Raw genomic sequence first — 24,455 nt, forward strand, 5'->3', positions numbered from 1 at the left:
GAGACACAATGGCACTATGGGGCGGCAGATTTACCCAAGCAGCAGACACTAGGTTCAAAGAGTTTAACGATTCACTTCGCTTTGACTACCGATTGGCTGAGCAAGACATTGTGGGTTCTATAGCATGGTCTAAAGCCCTGTTGTCGGTGAACGTATTAAGCGAAGAAGAGCAACAAAAGCTAGAACTTGCGCTCAATGAGTTAAAACTGGAAGTGATGGAAGACCCAGAGCAGATCCTACGCTCTGATGCTGAAGATATTCACTCGTGGGTAGAGCAGCAATTGATCGGCAAAGTCGGTGATTTGGGTAAAAAATTGCATACGGGACGTTCTCGTAATGACCAAGTCGCGACGGATTTAAAATTGTGGTGTCGCCAGCAAGGGCAGCAGCTACTGCTTGGCTTAGACCGTTTACAAACACAATTGGTCTCAGTAGCGGATCAACATCAAGCAACAGTATTACCAGGTTATACTCACTTACAACGCGCTCAACCTGTGACCTTTGCTCACTGGTGTTTAGCCTATGTAGAAATGTTTGAGCGTGATTATTCTCGTCTTCATGATGCAATTAGGCGTTTAGACACCTGCCCATTAGGCTCTGGTGCACTAGCAGGAACGGCATACCCTATTGATCGTCAGCAGTTAGCCCATAACTTAGGTTTTCGTCGTGCTACGCGTAACTCACTAGATTCCGTGTCGGATCGGGATCATGTGATGGAATTGATGTCGATTGCGTCGATCTCTATGCTGCATTTATCGCGTTTGGCTGAAGATATGATCTTCTACAACTCTGGTGAGTCTGGCTTTATTGAACTGGCGGATACCGTGACCTCTGGATCTTCCTTGATGCCACAAAAGAAAAACCCAGACGCGTTAGAGCTTATTCGGGGTAAAACGGGTCGGGTTTATGGGTCGTTGGCTGGCATGATGATGACCGTTAAAGCGCTACCATTGGCGTATAACAAAGATATGCAAGAAGACAAAGAAGGGCTGTTTGATGCGCTCGACACTTGGAATGATTGCATGGAAATGGCGGCCTTGTGTTTTGATGGTATCAAAGTGAATGGTGAACGCACACTTGAAGCCGCTAAGCAAGGTTATGCCAACGCAACAGAACTCGCTGATTACTTGGTCGCTAAAGGGATTCCTTTCCGTGAAGCTCATCATATTGTGGGTGTGGTGGTGGTCGGTGCTATCGCTAAAGGTTGTGCATTAGAAGAATTATCGATTGCTGAACTGCAAGAATTTTCGGCAGTAATTGAAGATGACGTGTACGCTATTTTGACCATTGAATCGTGTTTGGAAAAACGTAGCGCGTTGGGTGGTGTCTCGCCGACTCAAGTGGCTTATGCGGTTGAGCAAGCACAAGCACGGCTAGATAAACGCGACACCACGGCGGTGAAAGTTCGTCCTGCGCGTTTGACTGATATCGAAACGTTAGAAAGCATGGTGACTTACTGGGCGAATATGGGTGAAAACTTACCTCGTTCACGCAATGAACTAGTGCGAGATATTGGTTCGTTTGCGGTTGCAGAGCACCATGGTGAAGTTACCGGTTGCGCATCGTTATATGTCTATGATTCGGGTTTAGCGGAAATTCGCTCATTAGGAGTGGAAGCTGGCTGGCAAGGTCAAGGACAAGGACGAGCTATTGTCTCGTATTTAGTTAACAAAGCTCGTCAAATGGCGATTAAAAAAGTCTTTGTATTAACGCGTACGCCAGAGTTCTTTATGAAGCATGACTTTATCCCGACCTCAAAAACATTATTGCCAGAAAAAGTGCTGAAAGATTGTGAGCTGTGCCCTCGTCAGCATGCGTGTGATGAAGTAGCCCTAGAAATTAATTTGGTCGAACAAGTTATCGCTAAGGTTAAGGTTGCATAACACAATGAATCTTAGAGGTTAAATGTATTTTCTTGAAAAGATCAAAAAAAGATCGATTTTTTGGGGAACAAATAAGGAAAAGCCCGGTCTATACAAATACCACTGCTTTTTCTTAGAAGAACCTAAGAAGGCCCCGAACCTGATATTGGTTTTGGGGCTTTTTTCTTTTGGTCGGAAAGAGAAGAAGTGTTGGCAGGGCGATCAATGGTTGTCTTTGCTACCATTACGTTTACGCCAGGGAAGAATCACAAACTTCATCCATAGATGTAAAAATAAAAGCCCATTAAAAGTAAATCCTGCCATTAGTAATGCTATTGATTCGATGCTTTTCGGATTGTCCTTGCATAGCCACCACCACACGACCCAGCACAGTACAGACAGCGTTGTGAGTTGGTCCATACAACGTTGACAGCGGCCTATTTTTTCCCAAAACCAATTTGTTTTTTTACAGTTATTACAAGTCATGTGGTGGCTTATTTTGTAACATACGTGGTACTAGAATATATTAACTGACCTAGAAAGTGAGAAAAATGATAGAACGACAGCAAACAAAACAACGAATGAGCCGTATTGTTAAGCACAACGGAGTGATCTATTTATGTGGTCAGGTGTGTGCTGATGCAACGAAAGGCATTACTGAGCAGACACAGACAATGTTGGATAAAGTGGAAGAGCTTCTATTGGAAGCGGGTAGTGATAAAGAGCATATGTTGTCAGCGACCATCTATCTCAAAGATATGAAAGATTTCCAAGCAATGAATGAAGTATGGGATACTTGGGTACCTGAAGGTCACGCGCCAGCAAGGGCATGTATTACTGGTGATATGGCTCGTGAAGCTTTATTAGTTGAAATATCAGTGATTGCGGCTGAAAAATAATTACTGACAGACAATATTAAAATAGAAAACGAGCCTTCATGGCTCGTTTTTGTTTTTATCAATCACTTAATAATGCAGTTCCTGCTTGCTTACGGTGATTGATATTGGCCCTAATATAATCGAACTTAACAGCCTGGACCGCAATCCAAACAGTGTTTGATCATCTCTGGCCCCAAATGCAGTTTGGCATTTAAGTCACGCAGTGCGGTGCGAACGCCCTCTTCAATGACTGGGTGGTAAAATGGCATATCCAACATTTGTGAAATCGTCATTTGGTTTTGATGTGCCCAAGCGAGCAAATGTGCTAAGTGTTCAGCGTTTGGCCCCATCATCTCTGCGCCCAAGAAGCGGCCTGTGCCTTGCTCGCCATAAACATGCAATAGCCCTTTATTACGTAGCATCACACGTGAACGACCTTGCCCTTCGAATGATACTTCACCTGTTGCAAAACAGCCGCAATTGCCCAAACGTGTCGTTAACTGTTTATAGGTTTCGCCAACCATCGCAATCTGTGGGTCAGAAAATACTGCGGAAATCACTGAGCGTCTATGCCCCGCGCGAATATCAGGATAGCGCCCGGCGTTATCACCAGCAATACGACCTTGATCTGCCGCTTCATGCAGTAGCGGGATTTGATTACTTGCATCACCAGCGATAAAAATATTATCGACAGAGGTTTGCAGCGTGTAATGATCCGCACTTGGTACGCCACGTTCGTCTAGGGCTATATCGGTATTGTCAATTGCTAGCTTATCAACGTTTGGACGACGTCCCGTTGCAGCCAATACATAATCAACAATGAAAATTTCAAGCTGCCCCTCATGGTTGATAAATTGAATCTCAACCTTATCTTCACCTTGCCTATCAGGTGAGGTGATGCGTTTCATGCTTTCCACTTTAACATCTGCATCTAAATAGAATTCTTCTTTAAATGCTTTATCAGCATAAGCCATGATTTCAGGGTCAGTTAATGGACCAACCTGACCGCCTAAACCAAACAGTTTTACTTTAACACCTAAGCGGTGTAGAGCTTGACCTAGTTCTAAACCAATAACGCCCGGTCCGAATACGGCAACCGCTTGTGGTAAGTCATCCCATTCAAATACATCATCGTTAATAACAAGACGATCACCCAATTCATTCCAGATAGCAGGATAAGCGGGGCGCGATCCTGTGGCGATCACGATGCGTTTGGCATTAATTTGAGTGTGATTATCGACGGTCAATGTATGGTTATCGACAAACTGAGCATAGCCAGAGATCTTATCTTCAGCAGGGATCTCATCCACCCCTTCAAGTACAAATCCAACAAAGCGGTCACGCTCGCGTTTAACGCGATCCATCACTTCGCGGCCATTAATTACAATTTCACCTTGTGGGTGCACACCAAATGCTGGCGCTTTTTCAATGTTGTGCACACTTTCAGCGGCGGCAATGAGTAACTTAGAGGGCATACAGCCAACTCGAGCGCAAGTTGTACCGTACGGGCCGCCTTCAATCATAACTACGCTTGAGGTATGTGCTTTTGCTGCACGGTAAGCACCAAGCCCTGCGGTACCTCCACCAATTACGGCAACATCAACGTTTAATTGTTTCATGATGATCTTCTCTTTATTCTGGATATGTCATTGTTTTCGTTGGGGGAGGTCCTAGGGAGTACTCCCTAGGACTGAGGGTGATTAACCTAAGTAAGCTTCTAGTTCTTCGCTACCACCGATGTGTTTACCACCGATAAATACTTGAGGAACCGTCGTACGACCTGTGATAGCTCGTAAGCTTACAGTCGTTGCATCTTTACCGAGAATCACCTCTTCATATTGCAGACCGTGGTCAATCAGGTTTTGTTTCGCTTTGGCACAGAAAGGACAGCCAGGCTTGGTAAATACAGTGATCGATTCTTGTGTTTTATACTCTGGTGCTACGTGTTTTAGCATAGTGTCTGCATCAGAAACTTTGAACGGGTCGCCCGGTTCGTTTGGCTCGATGAACATTTTTTCTACCACACCATCTTTCACTAGCATGCTGTAACGCCATGAACGTTTGCCAAAACCTAGGTCATTTTTGTCAACCAGCATACCCATACCATCGGTAAATTCACCGTTACCATCTGGAATGAAGGTGATGTTGTCAGCTTCTTGGTCATCTTTCCAAGCGTTCATGACAAAGGTATCATTGACTGATACACATAGGATTTCATCAACACCATGCTCTTTAAATACTGGGAACAATTCGTTATAGCGTGGTAAATGGCTTGATGAACAAGTTGGTGTAAATGCACCTGGCAAGCTAAATACGATCACTGTTTTACCTTTGAAAAGTTCATCAGTAGTAACATTGACCCAAGCATCACCTTGACGAGTTGGAAAAGTAACTTGTGGAACAGCTTGACCTTCTTTTGATGCGAACATAGTCGTTTCCTTTTAATTTGTGAGTAATTATTGTTGAGCGTGGTAGTTTTATTCTCAACCGTGCTCTGTTCTGTTGAAGCTATTATTAAAGAAATCCTTTGATAGCTCTAATCGTTTAATGCTATGGTTTTGATAGGTTAATTCTATTGAGGCTAAAAATGAACATCCGTGATTTTGAATATTTAGTATCATTAGCTGAGCATAAACATTTCCGCAAAGCGGCAGAGGCATGCTTTGTGAGTCAGCCCACGTTGAGTGGCCAAATTCGTAAATTGGAAGATGAATTAGGGACGGTATTGCTGGAACGCAGTAGTCGCCGAGTATTGTTTACCGATTCAGGTTTGCAGTTGGTTGAGCAGGCAAAACGTATTCTTAGTGAAGTCAAAATGTTCAAAGATATGGCCAGTGGTCAAGGGGGGTCAATGAGTGGACCCATTCATATCGGCTTTATTCCTACGGTGGGACCTTATCTTTTGCCGCGTATTGTTCCTTATCTAAAAGAGCAGTTTCCTGATCTAGAGCTGTATTTACATGAAGCTCAAACTCAGCAGTTAGTTCGTCAATTAGAAGAAGGAAAACTCGATTGTTTGATTCTCGCTTCTGTTGCTGAAACCGCACCATTTAAAGAGATAGAGATTTATAACGAGCTACTGAGCATTGCTGTGCCTACTGGTCATGAATGGGCGCAGAAAGATGAATTGGACATGCTTGAGCTAAATGGTCGCACAGTATTGGCATTAGGTGATGGCCACTGCTTGCGAGATCAGGCGCTAGGCTTTTGCTTTGCCGCTGGTGCAAAAGATGACGAACGCTTTAAAGCGACCAGTTTAGAAACGTTGCGTAATATGGTGGCGGCGGGGGCGGGTATTACTCTATTACCAGAGCTATCCTTACCAGCCGAAAAAGAAAAAGATGGAGTCTGCTACGTGAAAGCAGTCAACCCAGTTCCATCGCGCAGTTTGGTTTTATCTTATCGTCCGGGCTCTCCATTGAGACAGCGCTTTGAACAACTTGCCAATGCGATCACATTGAAATTAAAAGCAAAATAAAAAAAGAGGCTGATAGGAATATCAGCCTCTTTGCTAACCGTTATTGGCTACATTGGTATTAAAACAGTTCTTCACCAGCAGAAGATGAGTACACGCTGTCGGTTACTCTATCTGCAACGTATTCTGTCGGTTCAGTGCCTTGGGCGAAGTATTCGAACATGGAACTTGAATCAAATTTGTTGGTTAATAAACCAGTTTCTCTATCAATACGTACCCGTACGATGTTGGCAGGCACAGGTTTACTTTGCGCAGGAACATCGACCAATGATTGACGCATGAACTCGATCCAGGCGGGTTGCGCAGTTTTTGCTCCGGCTTCAGCCCCAGAAACACCATCATCATCGACGTTACTATTTTCTGTGGTTCTACCTAAATTACGATTGTGATCATCAAATCCGACCCATGCAATGGCAACGACACCTGGTGCATAACCGTTGTACCAAGCATCTTTAGAATCATTGGTGGTACCAGTTTTTCCGCCAATGTCTCTGCGTTTGAGTTGTTGTGCACGCCAACCTGTACCATTCCAGCCAGTGCCTTCACGCCAGTTACCGCCCCCCCAAATGTTGCTGTACATCATCTCGCGAACCAAGAAGGCATTTTGCTCTGAAATCACTTGTGGAGCATAGTTGTTTTCAACATCTTGTTCTGCAAATTCGTTTTCTACCACCGTCGTACATTGTTGGTGGCAGACCACTTTGGGCGTAGCTTGGTATTCTAAATCACCAAATGGACCTTCGACTTTGCTGATGTAATACGGTTCAACATAATAACCACCGTTAGCAAAGACCGAGTAACCCTGTGCCATTTTAACTGGCGTTAAACTCCCAGCACCTAATGCTATGGTTTCTGAGCGTGGTACTTGATTAATGTCGAAGCCAAATCGAGTCAGGTACTCTCGCGTTTCATCAAGACCGACAGCACGCAGTACTCGCACGGCCATAACGTTTTTCGACTGTGCTAAACCAATGCGTAAACGTGTTGGGCCAATATAAGTTGGTGGCGAGTTTTTTGGACGCCATGCCGTGCCTTGGCTCTTATCCCATTGATTGATTGGTGCATCATTAATTAAAGTCGCTAAAGTCATCCCTTTATCAATCGCTGCTGAATAAATAAATGGCTTAATACTGGAACCAACTTGACGGACTGATTGAGTGGCACGGTTAAATTTATTGTGAACAAAGTTAAAACCACCGACCAAGGCCAATACTGCGCCATTTTCAGGATCCATGGCGACAAAAGCGGTGTTAGCATTAGGTACTTGGCTTAGATGCCATTGGGGATCTAAGTTTTGCATCTCGTTTTCAGTGTCGGTATTCGCATCGCTGTTGGTTTTGGCTACGTTACGTACCCAAATTTGTTCGCCAACCGCTAAAATATCACTCGCTTTGTTGGGAACAGGTCCTTGACGTTCATCGCTCAAGAAGCGGCGTGCCCAGTTCATGCCATCCCACTGAATATCTTGTTGTCCTTGTCCTTTAACCCATACGTTTGCTGATTTATTACTCACCGCCGTCACAATGGCTGGGGACAAATCACCATAAGTTGGTTCATTTTTCAAATGGTCGTCCATTTGTTGTTGGCTAAGAGCGGCTTGGCCTTCTTTCCAAACGATTTTTTCTGCACCGCGATAACCATGGCGTTCATCATACGCAAGTAGGTTATTGATCGCCGCATTGTTGGCGGCTTGTTGCTGCTTAGAGTCGACGGTGGTGGTCACAATCATACCTGATGTGTAAGCCTCTTCACCGTAGCGCTCAACCATCCACGCACGGGCAATTTCAGCCACATAAGGTGCGTTTAGCTCGATTTCTGCACCGTGATATTTCGACATCAAAGGTTCATTACGCGCTTGCTCATATTGTGTTTGGGTGATGTATCGTTCATCGAGCATTCTCTGTAGTACAACGTTGCGGCGGTTGGTGGCTCGCTCAACAGAGTAAATAGGGTTCATGGTAGATGGGGCTTTTGGTAGACCTGCAATTAGTGCAATTTCACTCAGCGTCAAATCCTTCACTTCTTTACCAAAGTAAACCTGCGCAGCCGCGCCAATTCCATATGAACGGTAACCAAGGTAAATTTTATTAAGATAAAGCTCTAAAATTTCTTGTTTGCTCAGCAATTGCTCAATATGAATGGCAATAAAAATCTCTTTAATTTTTCGCATAATCTTCTTCTCATTTGAGAGATAGAAGTTGCGCGCAAGTTGTTGAGTAATCGTACTTGCCCCTTGCTTAGCACTGCCTGATGCGACAACGGCAATTGCGGCACGGGTGATACCTATTGGGTCGAAACCATAGTGTTCATAGAAACGACTATCTTCGGTGGCAATGATTGCTTCGATAAGTTCGGGTGGCATATCTTCAAGGCGCAGTGGAATGCGACGTTTTTCACCAAACTGAGATATGAGCTTGCCGTCTTGGCTATAGACTTGCATTGGAGTCTGTAATTGAACATCGCGCAAAGTCGCGACATCAGGAAGATCTGGCTTCACGTAAAAATAGAAGCCAAATATTGTAGTGACTCCAAGAATAATGCAAATCAATGACAGTATGAACAAACGCTTTATGAACTTCACCGGATAATCCCTGTTTAGTAGAGGTTGCCCTAATGCAAACCCTTGTACTCTAGGCTAAAAACTTAGCTCTAAAAATAAATTATTGCTTATTTAACCTCAAAATAAGCGCGTCGAGCTGAACACAGTCACTGGAGCTAAGCCGCATGGGTAAATCATTAGTTACGGGTATAGATATTGGCCACCATAGTATTAAAGCGGTGGTCTTAAAGCCAGTGAGTGGGTCGTATGTACTGGTTGGGTACAACGAATTACCTATTACTGAAGACATTTTCTTCGATAACCACACACTGAATTATCAGAAAATTGTAAAGAAACTCAAAGAACTAAGAAAGGGGTTACCGTTATTTAGTCATAAAGTCGCTGTTTCAGTACCGGACAATGCAGTAATTAGCAAAGTATTACAAATAGATAGCTCTCTTGATGTCCGTGAAAAAGAGTTTGCCATTTATCAGGCATTTTCTCATCAATCTCCTTTTCCAATGCAAGAGTTAAGTCTCGATTTTGTCAAAGTAGCCGAAAAAAAACATTCTCGGGGTCCAACAGAGCATTATCAAGTATATGCCATCCGCAAAGAAGTGGTGGATTGTCGAGTTTTAGCTGTGCAAAAAGCGGGCTTTACACCCATCAATATTGACATGCAAGCACACAGTTTATTACACATTTGGCAGTTAGCCAGCCAAACCAATAAGTGCAACGATTGGCTACTCATGGACGTGGGCTATACACAGACAACGTTGTGTATCGACTTTAGTGATAAGGCTTCCTTTCATAAAATCATTGCACTTGGTTGTCAGTGGTTGGAACAAAAATCGGATGCGCATGGTGCTAACGCTAAACCAGTGGATAACGCAGAGCGATTTATTGAACAGTTAATTGAGCGCTTACAAAGGCAGATTCAACTGTTTACGTCAATGAATGGCGCGGGTCGACTATCGGGGGTTTGGCTTTGCGGTGGAGGAGCAAGCACTCCAAAATTAGCCGCTGAAATTACTTACCGTTTGAATCTTCAATGTGAAATTTTAAACCCCTTTTCTTTGTTTGATCTGCAAGCTTCTCCGAAAAAGGGAATGCTAACTGAAGGGGCGCATTTTAGTACAGCAGCTGGCATGGCACTGCGAGGCATTGAGTGGTGGGAGAATCGGCATGTTGCAGCGTATTAACTTATTGCCTTGGCGTGAACAACAAAGAGCTGCACATCAACGCCGCTTTATTGGACTGACGATGCTAGGAGTTATATGCGCGCTAGGTATTCAGTGGGGGATTGGTCTTTATTTTACGGATCAAGCGCTGTATCAGCAGTCGCGTTTAGATTACCTCAATCACTATATTCAAAAGCTCGATACACAAATTAATGCTTTAAAACTGACCGAACAAGAACACAAGGCATTATTGACTCGCTTGTCTGTGGTCGAGTCTTTACAGCGGCAGCGCAATACAACCACTCAGTTGATGAACCTGATGCCGCAGTTGATACCTGAAGGCGTTTATATCGATAAGCTCAAAATGCAGGGGCAAAAAATTGAAGTGATGGGTATTGGTGATAGCACGGCGTGCTTGGCCACCATGTTAGACAATTTAGAAAAATCACCGTTATTAGCTGAAGTAGAGATGCATTCGATAGTGCATGGTAAGCAACGATTTGGTAAAGCATTCCAGACATTTAGTCTTTCTTTTATGTTTCATGCTCCTACGCCGAATAGTCGCCCTTCAATGGAGAGCACCAGTGAGGGAGGTCTGCGTGGTTAGTTTTCAAGATTTGGATTTAGATGAGATAACAGAATGGCCTTTGTTACCTCAGTTACTTGTGATTGCATTGTTGATACTGGTTCTCCAAGGTATCGGTGCTTGGTTTTATTTGATGCCTAAAAATGATCAACTACAGCTTTTAAAGCAGCAAGAGTCGCTGCTAAAAACAACACTAAAGATAAAAGCAAGCAAAGCGGCAACCCTACCGCACTTGCAAGCTCAGCTTGATGAATTGTCTCTACGCTATGATTTTTTACTACGCCAGTTACCCGTGCAACAGGAATTAGCCAGTATGTTGGCTGCGGTTAATCAATTAGGGTTAGAAAGCTCACTGACATTTACTCGCATTGATTGGGGGGAAAAGCAAAATCAAGATTTCTTATACCGCTTGCCTTTGAATATCGAGTTGACTGGTGACTATCACGATATTGGTGAATTTTCACAAGCAATTGCCAAGTTGCCGCGCATCATCAATTTTGATGATGCTGATTGGCAGCGGGTTAGTCAGGAAAGTAGCACACTGCATTTTAGGGTACGTGCCTATACCTATCAGTTTAAGCTTGAGGTTGACGATGGAATTCAATAGGTTTTGGGTGGTGTTTTTTCTCATGTTCAGTGGGTTGGTTGGCTGTAAAGCCAACCAAGATTCGCTGAGTGATTATGTCTCGCAAGTGGAAGGTCAAGCGTTAAAAGAGACGGCAGAACTAAAACCATTGATTCCATTGAACGTGGCACGTTATGAGCAGCGTGCTGGCCGCGAACCTTTTCTATTGCCTCCTGAGGCTACAGTGGCGAACCACCCAACGGCGAAAGCTGATTGTTGGCAACCGCCAAGCCGTTCAAGAAGTGGTCTGCTTGAGCGCTACACTTTGAGCGAACTGAGGTTAAAAGGATTGATGAGCCGCGATGGTTCGGTGTCCGCTTTGATACAGACCCCACAAGGCAATGTGGTCATAATTAAAGCCGGGCAATATGTAGGTGAAAATCACGGCAAGGTGACCCGTGTCGACGCCAATTACTTACTCATTAATGAAATCGTGCCGGACGGTTTGGGCTGTTGGAATAAACGCAATGTCAAATTGGCTCTGCAATAGACAGTGAATCAAATCAATTAAAAATAAAGGATTATATACAGATGGTCATGGTTTTTCGGGGGCTTTTATGCGGCCTGCTTTTGAGTATGGTTAGCCTAAGTATTGCTGCACAGCCTCAGTTGCATAATGAACTCAAGCATATCGATTTTCGAGTCAATAAAAACCAAGAGGCGGTATTGATTATTGAACTTGTCTCGCCATCGGTAGCGGTTAATGTGCAAAAAGCGACAAAAGGCCTAAGTATTGAATTACTCGAAACCAAGGTGCAAGACGAAAAGCTATCTGTATTGGATGTGCAAGATTTTGCAACGTTAGTTGAAAGCATAGAAGTCTTTCGTAAAGAATCGAACACACAGTTATTGGTTACCATCAATGGTCAATACCAGTACGATTACAGTTTAAAGGGAAAGTATCTTGAGGTGGTCATGAGTCCACTCACTCAAGAAGAACCGCCACAAAATAAACAACTATTGGCAGCCGAAGGCAAATTAATTTCGATTAACTTCCAAGACATTCCTGTGCGTAGTGTGTTGCAACTTATCGCAGACTATAACGAGTTCAATTTAGTGGTGTCTGACTCGGTTGTTGGCAACCTGACACTGCGCCTTGATGCTGTACCATGGCAGCAAGTCCTTGATATTATTTTACAAGTTAAAGGGTTAGATAAGCGCGTTGAGGGCAATGTGATTGTAGTGGCTCCTAAGCAGGAGTTAGACAGTAGAGAAAAGCAGCAATTAGAGAAAGCACGTTTGGCTGAAGAGTTAGGGGATCTTCACTCTGAGATTATTAATATTAACTTTGCTAAAGCATCGGATATTGCCGAAATGATCGGTGGCGAAGGTCCCCTGAGCATGCTTTCTCAGCGCGGTTCAATTAGCGTTGATGAACGAACAAACTCGCTACTAATCCGCGAGCTTCCCGATAATATTAGTGTAATTCGGCACATTATCGCAGCACTTGATATTCCGGTGAAACAAGTGCAAATCGAAGCAAGAATTGTGGCCGTCAATGAAGGTAACTTAGATGAACTCGGCGTGCGTTGGGGTTTTACATCGACCAATGGTGACAACACGGTAGGAGGAAGTATTGAAAGTAATTTGTTCCAAGCCGGTTTGTTAAATGAAAGTACATTGCCAGTGGATGATTTTTTGAATGTAAACCTTGCCGCAACATCAACTAATGCCTCAAGTATCGCTTTTCAGGTGGCGAAGCTCGGGTCTGATTTGTTGTTGGATTTAGAGCTTTCAGCCCTACAGCGCGAATCGAAAGCAGAAATTATTTCGAGTCCTCGTTTGATCACTACCAATAAAAAACCGGCCTATATCGAACAAGGGACAGAAATTCCTTATCTCGAATCTTCCTCTAGCGGGGCAACCAGCGTTTCTTTTAAAAAAGCAGTGCTGAGCCTAAAAGTCACACCACAAATCACTCCAGACAATCGTTTAGTGTTGGATTTGAGTGTAACTCAAGATAGACCAGGGGAGGTGGTTAAAACGGGTACAGGAGAAGCGGTAGCCATCAATACACAGCGTATTGGAACACAAGTACTGGTTAATAATGGTGAAACCGTTGTTTTGGGTGGGATTTTTCAGCACAGCATTAGTAATACGGTTGATAAAGTACCGCTGTTGGGGGACTTGCCTTTACTCGGTGTTTTATTCCGTCGTTCTTATGAACAAGTGGGCAAAAGTGAGCTACTTATTTTTGTGACTCCCAAGGTTGTCATTCAATAACTTACTGACGATATTGCCCTTGATTAAAAAATAAAGTTGCATTAGTGCCACCATATCTAGATAATTTCGGGTCTTATCACGAATTATCTGTGAGGAATAGGTGCCACAGACATAGTAACGGTTAGTATAATACTGGCCTATCTTGTGGCGATGTCATTGAATTAACGTTGTAAATTACTGCTAAACATGGCTGAGAAACGCAATATTTTCCTTGTTGGCCCGATGGGTGCCGGCAAAAGTACAATTGGTAGACACCTTGCTCAACAACTGCATATGGAGTTTTTAGACTCTGATACAGTCATTGAAGAGCGTACAGGCGCAGATATCGCTTGGGTATTTGACGTCGAAGGTGAAGAGGGCTTCCGTAAACGTGAGGAAGCTGTAATTAATGACCTAACCGAGAAACAAGGTATTGTACTCGCAACAGGCGGTGGCTCTGTTAAGAGTAAAGAGAACCGTAATCGTTTATCTGCTCGTGGTATTGTGGTCTACCTTGAAACGACGATTGAAAAACAACTTGCACGTACAAACCGTGACAAAAAACGTCCATTGCTTCAAACAGACAATCCACGCGAAGTCTTAGAATCTTTGGCCGGTGAGCGTAATGACCTTTACGACGAAGTCGCAGATTTCACTGTTCGTACCGACGATCAAAGTGCAAAAGTGGTAGCCAACGAGATCGTAAAAATGCTAGAAGAACGTTCTTAAGTTCTTTATTTTGGAGTGCAAACCATGGAACGGATTACGGTCAGTTTAGATGAGCGTAGCTACCCAATCTCAATTGGCGCCGGATTATTTAATGATCCGGCCCTCCTTTCTTTCCTCTCTGCAAAACAAAAAATAGTCGTGATCAGCAATGTTACGGTTGCCCCTTTATATGCAGCAAAAATTTTAGCGCTTCTTGAGCATCATGGTTGCCAGGCTTCTTTGCTTGAACTGCCAGATGGTGAGCAGTACAAAACCTTAGATACCTTTAACATTGTAATGAGTTACCTTTTAGAGGGTAATTACAGCCGAGATGTTGTGATTATTGCGCTCGGTGGTGGAGTTATTGGTGACTTAGTCGGTTTTGCTTCCTCATGTTACCAACGCGGCGTTGATTTCATTCAGGTTCCAACCACGTTACTTTCTCAAGTTGATTCTTCTGTCGGTGGAAAAACCGCAGTTAATCATCCCTTGGGCAAGAATATGATTGGTGCTTTTTATCAACCTAAAGCGGTGATTATCGATACACAATGCTTATCCACTTTGCCTGAACGCGAATTTTCTGCGGGCATGGCTGAGGTGATCAAGTATGGCATTATTTATGATTATGATTTCTTTGTTTGGTTAGAAGAAAACCTAGACAAATTATACGCTTTAGATGAAAAAGCACTGGCGTATGCGATTGCTCGTTGTTGCCAAATTAAAGCGGATGTTGTGGCTCAAGATGAAAAAGAGTCAGGAATTCGTGCATTATTGAACCTGGGTCATACATTTGGTCATGCGATCGAGGCTGAGCTGGGTTATGGTAATTGGCTACATGGTGAAGCAGTATCTTCAGGTACGGTAATGGCAGCAAAAACGGCTCAACTGCAAGGTTTGATTGATGAGCAGCAAGTTGAGCGAATTATTTCTATACTCAAGAAAGCGAAGTTACCAGTGCATACACCGCAAAGTATGTCTTTTGCTGACTTTATGCGTCATATGATGCGTGATAAAAAAGTGCTTTCAGGTGAATTGCGTTTGGTGTTGCCGACGAGTATTGGTACTTCAGAAGTCGTGAAAGGTGTACCGGAAGCCATTATTGAACAAGCGATAGACTTCTGCCGCACGCTATAGATCTTCATTGATACAAATTTGATCATTGTTTGTCAGTAGGATGGCCTAATGAGTTTGGCGCATGAGTTACGAGTATTAGAATTAGATTCTCAAGTAGAGCTGCTAGAACGTTTGCAGCTTTTAACTAATTTTGGTTCTAATGTTATTACGGTTGGTGGTGGCCAAGGCTATGGTAAATCATGGCTTGCTCAGCGATACCTTGAAGCGTGGGCGGAAGATAAAAACCAATCACTGTTATCGTGCCATCCTAATCAAGATGAACAGCAGCGTCGCGCGACCATTCTCACTCAGATCGTCTCCGGTCCCTTATTTAATCCTCATGATTCACTTGCTGAGAGCCTGACTCATCTACTGGATGGTAGCGGCTGTGATGTGGTGATTGTTGTTGACGATGCTCATTTATTGTCGGAAGCGCTTATTTCTGAATTGTGGATGTTAGTGTTAGAAGCACAATCTAATCCGCTATGGACGATTAACGTGGTCTTATTTGCACAAGCCAATAGCCTTGATGCACTTTTAACGCGTCTGAGCTATGAACCTGTCGAGCTTGAAATTGAACCGCTGACCAATGAAGAAGCGGATCGCCTATTCGAAAATTTGGTCATGCGCTACGTTGAAGACAATATGGAACGTCGTATTCGTAATGCTTACAAGAAAATAAAACGAGTACCGGGGGAAATTATGGCATTAGGAGAACAGAAAATGGAAAGAAGGATTATTATCCGCTCTATTATTGGCTCTCCAGCCAAAATTGCCGCCTTGGTTGTGTTGCTGTTACTTGTGATTGGCGGTGGTTATTGGTGGCTATTAAATCAGCCGACTCCGGGGGACGAAGTGTTGCAAACTGCCAATAACGTTGAACAAACGGTGATCCCAACCTTAGCCATTCCTGCTACCGATACCAACAATAAACTCGTAACCGAGCCAGCAGAGACAGCCTCGGGCAGTTCTGATACTTCTACCGATCCCAGCTATGCAGGCGCAATCGATGATTCAAGTGCACTACCACCAGATGTAGTGGACAGTATCGCGAGTGTTGGTGTAACAGAAGAAGATCAACAACGTGTAGTTATTGAATCGGATGTTGTCGATGCTTTACTCGAAGGTAATCAAGCTAAGATCGATAATGCGCTTGCCGATGCGCAGCGTCAAAATGAACAAGAGAACACAACACCGTCAGAACAGATTACACAAAATGTTGCTCCGGTTAAGATTACATTTTCTTTTGCAAGAGACGAACTAAAAGCATTTTCTCCTCGCAGTTATACTTTACAATTAGCGGCTGTTAATTCATTAGAAGAGGCGCAGAAGTTTATTGACCAGTACCAATTGAAAGAAAATATACGCATTTACCCAACATTACGTAATGACGTGGAATGGTACATCATTACTTACGATAACTACCCAACGATCCAGTTTGCTCGTGATGCGGTGGCCACGTTACCTAGGGCGCTGCAATCGGTAGGTCCTTGGGCTAAATCGCTAAGTCAAGTACACCGAGAGATTGAACGTGCGAAATAACGCTGAGCTTGGCGCAAAAATATGTTACATTCCGCAGCCTTATTTTGTGGTTGAAAGATAGAGCAGTAAATGAAGAAGCAGCGTGCCTTTCTTAAATGGGCTGGTGGTAAATATGGCCTAGTAGAAGATATTCAGCGTCACCTGCCGCCTGCTCGTAAATTGGTCGAGCCATTTGTCGGTGCGGGTTCTATCTTCCTTAACACTGATTTCGAACAGTATTTGTTGGCTGATATCAACCCAGATCTGATCAACTTGTATAACCTCCTCAAAGAGCAGCCTGATCTTTATATTACTGAATCGAAACGTTGGTTTACGGCTGAAAATAATCGCAAAGAAGCCTACCTCGATGTACGTAAAGAGTTTAATCAGAGCGATGATATGCTGTATCGATCTTTGGCATTTTTATACATGAACCGCTTTGGTTTTAATGGCCTATGTCGTTATAACAAAAAAGGCGGGTTTAATGTCCCATTTGGTTCTTACAAAAAACCCTATTTCCCAGAAGCGGAATTGGAGTTTTTTGCAGAAAAAGCCAAAAAAGCCACCTTTATTTGTGAAGGGTACGAAGAGACTTTTCGCCGAACTCGTAAAGGGTGTGTGGTGTATTGTGATCCTCCGTATGCTCCGCTTTCTAGCACCGCCAACTTTACCTCTTATGCTGGTAATGGATTTTCATTAGACGATCAAGCCGCATTGGCTGATGTTGCAGAAAAAGCCGCAGTACGTGGTGTGCCAGTACTCATTTCTAACCATGACACCAAGCTAACTCGTCGCTTGTATCACGGCGCTGAGCTTAACGTGGTCAAAGTCAAACGTACCATTAGCCGCAATGGGGCTGGGCGTAATAAAGTGGATGAACTGTTGGCATTATTTAATGCAAATGATAGCCATGACTAACATTTACATCCTAAATCATCCATCAGGCTAGGATCTCCCCGTCAGCTTAGGTAGAATTGCGGGCGAATTTTGCTCATCACGCATTTTGCTCTCACTAGCCTAAGAGGTCAGGTATGAAAGATTTCCTTATTGCCCCATCTATTCTCTCTGCAGATTTTGCTCGTCTTGGTGAAGACGTTGAAAAAGTGCTCGCAGCTGGGGCTGACGTAGTTCACTTTGATGTTATGGATAACCACTACGTGCCTAACCTGACATTTGGTGCGCCAATTTGTAAAGCACTGCGTGACTACGGCATTACGGCACCGATTGATGTGCATTTGATGGTAAAACCGGTTGATCGCATCATCCCCGATTTCGCAAAAGCGGGCGCTTCGATGATTACTTTCCATGTTGAAGCATCTGATCATGTCGATCGCACTTTACAATTGATTAAAGAACACGGCTGTAAAGCGGGTGTGGTACTAAACCCAGCAACACCGCTTTCTCATCTCGAATTTATCATGGATAAAGTGGACATGATTTTGCTGATGTCGGTTAACCCTGGCTTTGGTGGTCAATCGTTTATTCCACATACATTGGATAAACTGCGCGCAGTTCGTCAGTTGATTGAACAGTCTGGCCGAGATATTCGTCTTGAAATCGATGGTGGCGTGAAGGTAGATAACATCAAAGAAATCGCTGAAGCTGGGGCTGATATGTTTGTCGCGGGTTCAGCCATTTTCGGTGAGCCTGATTACAAAGCCGTGATTGATGAGATGCGTGCAGAGCTAGCTAACGTAGGTTAAATTACACAATAATAACCGTATTCAAAGGGGCTTTATGCCCCTTATCTATTACTGCCCTTGGCCTATTTTCGGAAATGACGATGTCTTTAAGCTCAATAAAATTAATTGCCTTTGATTTAGACGGCACGCTGCTTGATAGCGTGCCAGATTTAGCCGTTGCTGCTGATCAAGCGGTGCAATCGTTAGGTTACCCGGCGGTGTCCGAGCTGCAAGTTCGTGACTACGTTGGCAATGGTGCTGATGTGCTGATTGCTCGCTCATTAAGCCAAAGCTTAACCATCGATCCAGAATTGAGTGAAGAAGTTAAAGCGACCGCTCGTGAGCGTTTTGATGATTTCTATGAACAAACAGGTCACAAGCTTAGCCATTTGTATCCACAAGTGAAAGAGACCTTAGCCGCGCTACATAAAGCTGGTTTTACGCTGGCTTTGGTGACGAATAAACCGTCAAAGTTTGTCCCTGAGGTATTAGCGCAGCATGGTATTGCGGATTTTTTTGCCGATGTTATTGGTGGTGATACGTTCCCAATCAAAAAACCCGACCCAATGGCGCTTAACTGGTTGTTAGATAAACACCAAATGACAGCAAGCGATATGCTGATGGTGGGTGATTCTAAAAACGATATCTTGGCGGCGAAAAATACAGGTTGTTTCTCGTTTGGTCTAACTTATGGTTACAACCACGGTGAGCCTATTTCTGACTCAAAGCCGGATTATGTCGCTGATCGTATTGATCAGTTGCTCGATTTAGTACCAGTTTCTGCATAAAAGTTAGCACAAGACGCTAGTAAAATACTCGTCAATGAGTACACTGCAATAACCGCGCAATTCTTTGATTGAATTGGCGCGGTTTTTTAACAGACTTTTTCAGTCCTATCTCATTTTAAGTAACAAGGAAATCATCCCATGAGCAAACCCATTGTATTGAGTGGTGTTCAACCGTCTGGTGAACTAAGTATCGGTAACTACTTGGGTGCTCTACGTCAATGGCAACAGATGCAAGATGACTATGATTGCCAATATTGCGTGGTTGACCTACATGCTGTCACGGTTCGTCAAGACCCGAAAGCATTGCATGAAGCAACCTTAGACGCATTATCAATTTGTCTTGCCGTTGGTGTTGACCCTAAGAAGAGCACGCTATTTGTTCAGTCACATGTACCAGAGCATGCTCAATTGGGTTGGCTTCTTAACTGTTACACGCAAATGGGGGAACTGAGCCGTATGACTCAGTTTAAAGACAAATCAGCACGTTACGCGAACGATGTGAATGCGGGGCTATTTGGTTATCCAGTGCTGATGGCAGCAGATATCTTGCTGTATGGAGCGCATCAAGTGCCAGTAGGTAGTGACCAAAAGCAACACCTTGAGCTAGCACGCGATATCGCGACACGCTTTAATAATATCTACAGCCCAGAAAATCCAATTTTCACCATTCCTGAGCCATACATTCCACAAGTGAATGCACGCGTAATGAGCCTTCAAGACGCGACGAAGAAGATGTCGAAGTCGGATGATAACCGTAAGAACGTCATTACTCTGCTTGAAGATCCAAAATCGATCATTAAGAAGATCAATAAAGCGCAGACTGACACCGAAACACCGCCACGTATTGCTTTTGATACTGAAAGTAAAGCTGGTATTTCGAACTTAATGAGCTTGTACTCGGCGGCAACAGGTAAAACCTTTGCTGAAATTGAAGCGCAATATCAAGGCGTAGAAATGTACGGACCATTTAAGAAAGATGTGGGTGAAGCTTTGGTTGCGATGCTTGAACCAGTACAAGCTGAGTACGCGCGTATTCGTGAAGATCGCGCTTACCTAGATTCAGTAATGAAAGCGGGCGCAGAAAAAGCATCAGCTCGTGCTGCGGTGACGTTGAAGAAAGCTTACCAAGCGGTAGGTTTTGTGACTCGCCCTTAAACGCAGTTTACCTCTTTTTAAGCCTCTAGTTTTCTAGGGGCTTTTTTGTTAGTTGCAACTTCTTTTTCCTCTCAAAAATCAGCCAAATATTATATTAATTAATCTGTAATGATTCTGTAGGCAAATCTATTTACCTTCTCTGTTGAAAGTTTGCACTCGGTTCAAGTATTTAATCTAACTATGAGATTTTGATCTCGATATGAATTGTGAATGTTTTGTCATTTCATACAAAACAACAACACTGTACGCGCAAATTTATTAATCAAAACTTATAAACGTGATTTAAAACACCTTGCTTAATACTTTGGTTACATGGCAGGGAATAAAGAGGTGAACAATGGAATTGAAACGTACAGCCCCCTTGAGCCGCACTTTGCTAGCGTTGGCTATAGGGTCAACTTTCGTCGCTTCTGCTCATGCAGAAATCATTATTTCTCAATATGTTGAGGGTGGAAGCTTCAATAAAGCGATTGAGATAGCCAATACTGGCGATGCCGCGGTGAGCTTAGATAATTACATTCTGGCTAAGTCGAGTAATGGCGGTGGTAGCTGGGATACACAATTGCCACTGACTGGCCGAGTTATTGCTGCTAACGATGTATTAGTGATTTCACATGAAAGTGCCAGCAGCGCTATTCAAGCGGTGAGCGATGAAAATAACGGTACGGTAGTTAATTTCAACGGAGATGACCCAGTAGCACTACTTAATACTGATGGTAGTGTGCACGACATGTTGGGTGAAATGGGCGATGTTGATTGGGGTAAAGATAAAACCCTCGTTCGTAATGCTGATAGCTTGATGCCTTCTTCTACTTATCAAACTTCTCAGTGGACATCACTGGCTAAAGATAATATCGACGGTTTAGGCGCATTAAATGCGGTTGAACCACCGGCAGCATTTGCCTGTACGCAAGACGGTGCAGACCCCGTATTTACTACTATCCAAGAAATCCAAGGTGAAGGGGCAACGTCGCCTTTCATCAATGGTTATCCATACATTACAGAGCAAGACTACTTTGTGAAAGGTGTGGTCAGTGCGATAACGACAGGTTTAACCAAGGGCTTCTACCTACAAGCGCTAGACGATGACTACAACGCAAATACTTCGGAAGGCCTATTTGTGCACACCAACCAATCAAGCTCAGATTTAAAGCCGGGCGATGTAGTGTGTGTCAAAGGTAAAGTGCAAGAGTACTACAACCTTACTCAGCTTAAAGCTGAAAATAATCAATGGGTAAAGCAAGATCAACAAGCAGCTCCTCAAGCGACCGCAATAGAAATTCTGCCAAGTGACGCTAATTTTGAGCAAACTTTAGAGCGCTATGAGGGGATGTTAGTCAAAACGGATCGAGCGTTAGATATGCGCGTGACGCGCACATTTGGCTATGACTATGCTGGTCGTCGTAACAATATGGTGTTAGCTCAAGGGCGCATTAACATGCAGCCAAACCAACTATTTGCAGCTGGTTCAGAGCAAGCTAAACAACAAAGTATCGAAAATGCTCAACGTCGTCTGTTCGTTGAATCAGACCAAAAAGCAGCAGATGGAAAAATCCCATATTATTCAGAGTTTGGTCGTAGTGATATTGATCAAAATGGCTCAACAGAAGATTACATTCGTATTGATGACACCATTGTCGGCTTAGAAGGTGTGTTGTCATACAGTTACAACGAATATCGCCTGTTGGTCACCAACCAAATCAATCAAGATAACTTCGTACGTAATGACCCACGCACAGATAAGCCTGATATGGATGAAGGTGATCTCCGTATCGCAACATTCAACGTGCTTAACTATTTCAATTCGCCATTTGGTGGTGACGCGAATTTACACGGCGATAATCGTGGTGCGAATAATCTAGCTGAGTTTGAGATCCAACAAGAGAAAATCGTCAATGCTATTTTGCGTCTCGATGCTGATATCGTCGGTTTGATGGAAATTGAAAATAACGGTTTTGGTGAAGGTGCTGCAATTCGCCAGTTGGTTGAGCAATTAAACCAACGCATTACGGATAAGAAGAAACGCTACACTTTTGTCGCGGTTGACTCAAATAATGATGGGGTGACTGATGAGCTTGATTCTATTGGTACGGATGTGATCACTACTGGCGTGATATACCGTGAGAAAGTCGTGAAACTGCAGCAGAGCCGAGTTATCCCAATGCCTAGCCAACAAGCGCCACAAGTGTTGGATGATAAAGGGAAAGTGCTTGAAGATGGTAAAAACTACCAACGCGATACGCTTGCACCAACTTTCAAAGTGAAAGGGGGTCATGAGAAAATCACTGTTGCTGTTAACCACTTGAAATCAAAAGGTTCTAAATGTTGGGAAGATGCAGCACCGCTTGAACAAGGCGGACAAGGTGGCAACGATGCAGACTTCCAAGGTGCGTGTGAAAACTTCCGTGTCGCGGCAGCGGTTGCACTTGGTGAAGCACTTGAGAAAATCAACGGGCATAAAGTCATTTTGGGTGATATGAACTCTTACGGCATGGAAGACCCTATGTTGGTTCTGACCGATTACAGTCCAGAGAAATATGGTAAAGAGATCAAAGCCGCTCGTAATACTTACATTGCTGGTGTTGCGCAGTTTGGTGATGACGGTGCTGTGATCACTAAGAGCTACGATTACATCAATGCTGTTGCGATGAAGCATCCAGACAGTTGGAGTTATTCATTTAATGATGAAGTTGGCGCACTGGATCACTTATTGGTAAGTAAAAGCCTGAAAGGTAAAGTGGTAGACGCTACCGATTGGCACATCAATGGCGGTGAATCAACACTGTTTGATTACAACGATGAGTTCAAAGGTGACTTACCTAAATACAGTGATCACTTCCGTGCATCAGATCATGATCCTGCCGTGTTAGAACTGAACATCTATGGCGGTTCATTCGGCCTAGGAGCACTCTTCTCATTACTCGGCTTTGGTATGTGGCGACGTCGTCGTTAAGGCTTAAAGTGCGCCCCGTTAACTGACGGGGCGTTTTTGTTTTGCTCAAGCTCGGATTTTTTCAATTAAATAATCAATAAATAGCCTTACTCGTGGCGCAAGGTGGTGACGGCTCGGGTAAAGAATGTTCATGGTGTTATCTGATAGATAATAATCTGGAAAAAGCCTGACGAGGTTAGGATCATTGATTTCGTCAGCGAGAAAATTGGCAATCAAGCCGATCCCATGCCTTGTTGTACCATTGACATCGCACCAAGCGGCGCATTGCAGATATGTTTAGGGCGGGTTTTGATGTCGCATCTCACTCCCTTTGGATTGATTAGCGTGACTTTATCTTGAGGAAGATTCAATAAAGTTAACGCAACCCATGGGTGCTGCTCTAAATCTCGTAGTTTCCTTAATAAAGGTGCACTAGCTAAGTATTTTTTACTGGCGTATATCCCCATTTTAAAAGGCATTAATTCGCGGCCAACCATTGAGCAAGATGTCAGTTCACCCATTCTGATCAGCACATCTAATTGTGTGGCTACTGGATCTTGTAAACCATCTTCGAGTTGAATATCAAACAGCACATTGGGGTAACTCTCAGAAAATGTTGAAATCAGCGGACTTAAAATATAGCTGCCGACATCAATGGTTGTACCGATCCTAATCACGCCTGCCACATCGGTAGAAAAATGCTGGACGGCCCGTAGAGCGTCTTCTGCCAGCGGTAAGAGGCCATTGGTATGTTGATAAAATGCGTGCCCTTCAGTCGTTAGGCTAACTTTACGGGTAGAGCGATGCAGTAAACGTACGTTAAGATGTGATTCTAGCAAGCTAACTTGCTCGCTCACTTTCGATTTTGCTATGCCTAACGATTCACCAGCCGAGGTAAACGAACCGTATTCAACCACTTTATTAAAAATGGCAATACGTTTTAACTCACTCAACATAATTGTTCCCTTATTGGTAACCTTTCGTTCTTGTTTTGTTATCAGGGCGGGATCGCACTTTGTTAACAGATGTGATCTAATAACCTCAAACCCTTTGCTATGTGCCCATTTTGAACTTAATTGAACATTTGTCAGTCGTTGAAGATACCCGTTCTGACATTAATCAAAAACATGACCTTATTGACGTTATGTTCCTTGTTATTAGCGCTATCGCATCTGGGTGCGAAGGCTGGCAAGACATTGAATTTTATG

General features: G+C 43.6%; 21 protein-coding genes and 1 pseudogene. 17 read left to right on the plus strand and 5 right to left on the minus strand.

What is annotated here, in order from left to right; genetic code table 11:
- The first annotated feature begins 8 nt into the window (after positions 1-8).
- Entirely contained in the window at positions 9-1,883 is a 1,875-nt protein-coding gene (gene argH / locus AACW06_RS03485) for an argininosuccinate lyase (RefSeq protein WP_192074001.1), read from the plus strand.
- Positions 1,884-2,084: 201 nt separating this feature from the next.
- On the opposite strand, the gene AACW06_RS03490 is transcribed toward argH, so the two are convergent.
- A complete protein-coding gene (locus AACW06_RS03490; RefSeq protein ID WP_192074002.1) occupies positions 2,085-2,348 on the minus strand; it encodes a DUF3624 domain-containing protein in 264 nt (87 codons plus the stop codon).
- 65 nt (positions 2,349-2,413) lie between these two features.
- Here AACW06_RS03490 and AACW06_RS03495 point away from each other — a divergent pair, with 65 nt between their 5' ends.
- Positions 2,414-2,761 (plus strand): RidA family protein, encoded by a 348-nt coding sequence (locus tag AACW06_RS03495; RefSeq protein WP_192074003.1) that lies wholly within the window; start codon positions 2,414-2,416, stop codon positions 2,759-2,761.
- Between the two features lie 125 nt (positions 2,762-2,886).
- Here AACW06_RS03495 and AACW06_RS03500 read toward each other — a convergent pair whose 3' ends face one another.
- Positions 2,887-4,359, minus strand: coding sequence for a dihydrolipoyl dehydrogenase (locus AACW06_RS03500; protein WP_192074004.1), 1,473 nt, complete (start codon positions 4,357-4,359; stop codon positions 2,887-2,889).
- 81 nt (positions 4,360-4,440) lie between these two features.
- Positions 4,441-5,169: a redoxin family protein gene (locus AACW06_RS03505; protein WP_053309571.1), complete on the minus strand. Its 729-nt coding sequence runs from the start codon at positions 5,167-5,169 to the stop codon at positions 4,441-4,443.
- A 158-nt stretch (positions 5,170-5,327) separates the two neighbouring features.
- On the opposite strand from AACW06_RS03505, the gene oxyR reads away from it, so the two are divergent.
- The gene (gene oxyR, locus AACW06_RS03510) at positions 5,328-6,218 is read left to right on the plus strand and encodes a DNA-binding transcriptional regulator OxyR (RefSeq protein ID WP_192074005.1); all 891 of its coding nucleotides are present in this window, start codon (positions 5,328-5,330) and stop codon (positions 6,216-6,218) included.
- Between the two features lie 58 nt (positions 6,219-6,276).
- Here oxyR and AACW06_RS03515 read toward each other — a convergent pair whose 3' ends face one another.
- Entirely contained in the window at positions 6,277-8,796 is a 2,520-nt protein-coding gene (locus tag AACW06_RS03515; protein WP_192074006.1) for a PBP1A family penicillin-binding protein, read from the minus strand.
- A 143-nt stretch (positions 8,797-8,939) separates the two neighbouring features.
- On the opposite strand from AACW06_RS03515, the gene pilM reads away from it, so the two are divergent.
- From pilM to AACW06_RS03580, 13 genes are all read left to right on the plus strand, one after another.
- Positions 8,940-9,956: a type IV pilus assembly protein PilM gene (pilM, locus tag AACW06_RS03520; protein WP_192074007.1), complete on the plus strand. Its 1,017-nt coding sequence runs from the start codon at positions 8,940-8,942 to the stop codon at positions 9,954-9,956.
- On the plus strand, positions 9,940-10,542 hold the full coding sequence (locus tag AACW06_RS03525) for a PilN domain-containing protein (RefSeq protein WP_192074008.1): 603 nt from the start codon (positions 9,940-9,942) through the stop codon (positions 10,540-10,542). Before pilM ends, AACW06_RS03525 begins: the two co-directional genes overlap by 17 nt.
- Entirely contained in the window at positions 10,535-11,128 is a 594-nt protein-coding gene (locus AACW06_RS03530) for a type 4a pilus biogenesis protein PilO (protein ID WP_192074009.1), read from the plus strand. The genes AACW06_RS03525 and AACW06_RS03530 overlap by 8 nt, the downstream gene beginning before the upstream one ends.
- Positions 11,115-11,636, plus strand: coding sequence for a pilus assembly protein PilP (locus tag AACW06_RS03535; protein ID WP_192074010.1), 522 nt, complete (start codon positions 11,115-11,117; stop codon positions 11,634-11,636). Before AACW06_RS03530 ends, AACW06_RS03535 begins: the two co-directional genes overlap by 14 nt.
- Positions 11,637-11,677: 41 nt before the next feature.
- Positions 11,678-13,369: a type IV pilus secretin PilQ gene (locus AACW06_RS03540; RefSeq protein WP_192074011.1), complete on the plus strand. Its 1,692-nt coding sequence runs from the start codon at positions 11,678-11,680 to the stop codon at positions 13,367-13,369.
- A 186-nt stretch (positions 13,370-13,555) separates the two neighbouring features.
- Positions 13,556-14,077 (plus strand): shikimate kinase AroK, encoded by a 522-nt coding sequence (gene aroK, locus AACW06_RS03545; RefSeq protein ID WP_053309563.1) that lies wholly within the window; start codon positions 13,556-13,558, stop codon positions 14,075-14,077.
- Positions 14,078-14,101: 24 nt separating this feature from the next.
- Positions 14,102-15,190 carry a 3-dehydroquinate synthase gene (gene aroB, locus AACW06_RS03550; protein ID WP_192074012.1) on the plus strand — a complete coding sequence of 363 codons (1,089 nt, stop codon included), beginning with the start codon at positions 14,102-14,104 and terminating at the stop codon, positions 15,188-15,190.
- A 48-nt stretch (positions 15,191-15,238) separates the two neighbouring features.
- The gene (locus AACW06_RS03555; RefSeq protein WP_192074013.1) at positions 15,239-16,711 is read left to right on the plus strand and encodes an SPOR domain-containing protein; all 1,473 of its coding nucleotides are present in this window, start codon (positions 15,239-15,241) and stop codon (positions 16,709-16,711) included.
- Positions 16,712-16,780: 69 nt separating this feature from the next.
- Complete coding sequence (locus tag AACW06_RS03560) at positions 16,781-17,608, plus strand: Dam family site-specific DNA-(adenine-N6)-methyltransferase (protein ID WP_192074014.1); 828 nt, start codon at positions 16,781-16,783, stop codon at positions 17,606-17,608.
- A gap of 113 nt (positions 17,609-17,721) precedes the next feature.
- Complete coding sequence (gene rpe, locus AACW06_RS03565) at positions 17,722-18,393, plus strand: ribulose-phosphate 3-epimerase (RefSeq protein ID WP_192074015.1); 672 nt, start codon at positions 17,722-17,724, stop codon at positions 18,391-18,393.
- Between the two features lie 80 nt (positions 18,394-18,473).
- Positions 18,474-19,160: a phosphoglycolate phosphatase gene (locus AACW06_RS03570; protein WP_192074016.1), complete on the plus strand. Its 687-nt coding sequence runs from the start codon at positions 18,474-18,476 to the stop codon at positions 19,158-19,160.
- Between the two features lie 138 nt (positions 19,161-19,298).
- Positions 19,299-20,315 carry a tryptophan--tRNA ligase gene (gene trpS, locus AACW06_RS03575; RefSeq protein ID WP_053309557.1) on the plus strand — a complete coding sequence of 339 codons (1,017 nt, stop codon included), beginning with the start codon at positions 19,299-19,301 and terminating at the stop codon, positions 20,313-20,315.
- 337 nt (positions 20,316-20,652) lie between these two features.
- Positions 20,653-23,268, plus strand: a complete 2,616-nt coding sequence (locus tag AACW06_RS03580) for an ExeM/NucH family extracellular endonuclease (RefSeq protein ID WP_192074017.1) — start codon at positions 20,653-20,655, stop codon at positions 23,266-23,268.
- Positions 23,269-23,313: 45 nt separating this feature from the next.
- Here the strand turns inward: AACW06_RS03580 and AACW06_RS03585 are convergent.
- Positions 23,314-24,203: pseudogene (locus AACW06_RS03585) on the minus strand (LysR family transcriptional regulator).
- 110 nt (positions 24,204-24,313) lie between these two features.
- Between AACW06_RS03585 and AACW06_RS03590 the strand changes: the two are divergent.
- Positions 24,314-24,455 (plus strand): transposase family protein (locus AACW06_RS03590; RefSeq protein ID WP_192074018.1); only part of this gene is annotated, 142 nt, incomplete at its 3' end.

This window comes from Vibrio sp. S12_S33, assembly GCF_963889785.1.
GTDB classification, from domain to species: domain Bacteria; phylum Pseudomonadota; class Gammaproteobacteria; order Enterobacterales; family Vibrionaceae; genus Vibrio; species Vibrio aestuarianus.

Bases quoted from the DNA above. Each gene is read 5' to 3' on its own strand.
- AACW06_RS03580 (WP_192074017.1), top strand. From the start codon at position 20,653: ATGGAATTGAAACGTACAGCCCCCTTGAGCCGCACTTTGCTAGCGTTG.
- trpS (WP_053309557.1), top strand. From the start codon at position 19,299: ATGAGCAAACCCATTGTATTGAGTGGTGTTCAACCGTCTGGTGAACTA.
- argH (WP_192074001.1), top strand. From the start codon at position 9: ATGGCACTATGGGGCGGCAGATTTACCCAAGCAGCAGACACTAGGTTC.
- rpe (WP_192074015.1), top strand. From the start codon at position 17,722: ATGAAAGATTTCCTTATTGCCCCATCTATTCTCTCTGCAGATTTTGCT.
- AACW06_RS03495 (WP_192074003.1), top strand. From the start codon at position 2,414: ATGATAGAACGACAGCAAACAAAACAACGAATGAGCCGTATTGTTAAG.
- AACW06_RS03535 (WP_192074010.1), top strand. From the start codon at position 11,115: ATGGAATTCAATAGGTTTTGGGTGGTGTTTTTTCTCATGTTCAGTGGG.
- aroK (WP_053309563.1), top strand. From the start codon at position 13,556: ATGGCTGAGAAACGCAATATTTTCCTTGTTGGCCCGATGGGTGCCGGC.
- AACW06_RS03490 (WP_192074002.1), bottom strand. From the start codon at position 2,348: ATGACTTGTAATAACTGTAAAAAAACAAATTGGTTTTGGGAAAAAATA.
- AACW06_RS03570 (WP_192074016.1), top strand. From the start codon at position 18,474: ATGTCTTTAAGCTCAATAAAATTAATTGCCTTTGATTTAGACGGCACG.
- AACW06_RS03525 (WP_192074008.1), top strand. From the start codon at position 9,940: ATGTTGCAGCGTATTAACTTATTGCCTTGGCGTGAACAACAAAGAGCT.
- AACW06_RS03540 (WP_192074011.1), top strand. From the start codon at position 11,678: ATGGTCATGGTTTTTCGGGGGCTTTTATGCGGCCTGCTTTTGAGTATG.
- AACW06_RS03505 (WP_053309571.1), bottom strand. From the start codon at position 5,169: ATGTTCGCATCAAAAGAAGGTCAAGCTGTTCCACAAGTTACTTTTCCA.
- pilM (WP_192074007.1), top strand. From the start codon at position 8,940: ATGGGTAAATCATTAGTTACGGGTATAGATATTGGCCACCATAGTATT.
- AACW06_RS03555 (WP_192074013.1), top strand. From the start codon at position 15,239: ATGAGTTTGGCGCATGAGTTACGAGTATTAGAATTAGATTCTCAAGTA.
- oxyR (WP_192074005.1), top strand. From the start codon at position 5,328: ATGAACATCCGTGATTTTGAATATTTAGTATCATTAGCTGAGCATAAA.
- aroB (WP_192074012.1), top strand. From the start codon at position 14,102: ATGGAACGGATTACGGTCAGTTTAGATGAGCGTAGCTACCCAATCTCA.
- AACW06_RS03560 (WP_192074014.1), top strand. From the start codon at position 16,781: ATGAAGAAGCAGCGTGCCTTTCTTAAATGGGCTGGTGGTAAATATGGC.
- AACW06_RS03500 (WP_192074004.1), bottom strand. From the start codon at position 4,359: ATGAAACAATTAAACGTTGATGTTGCCGTAATTGGTGGAGGTACCGCA.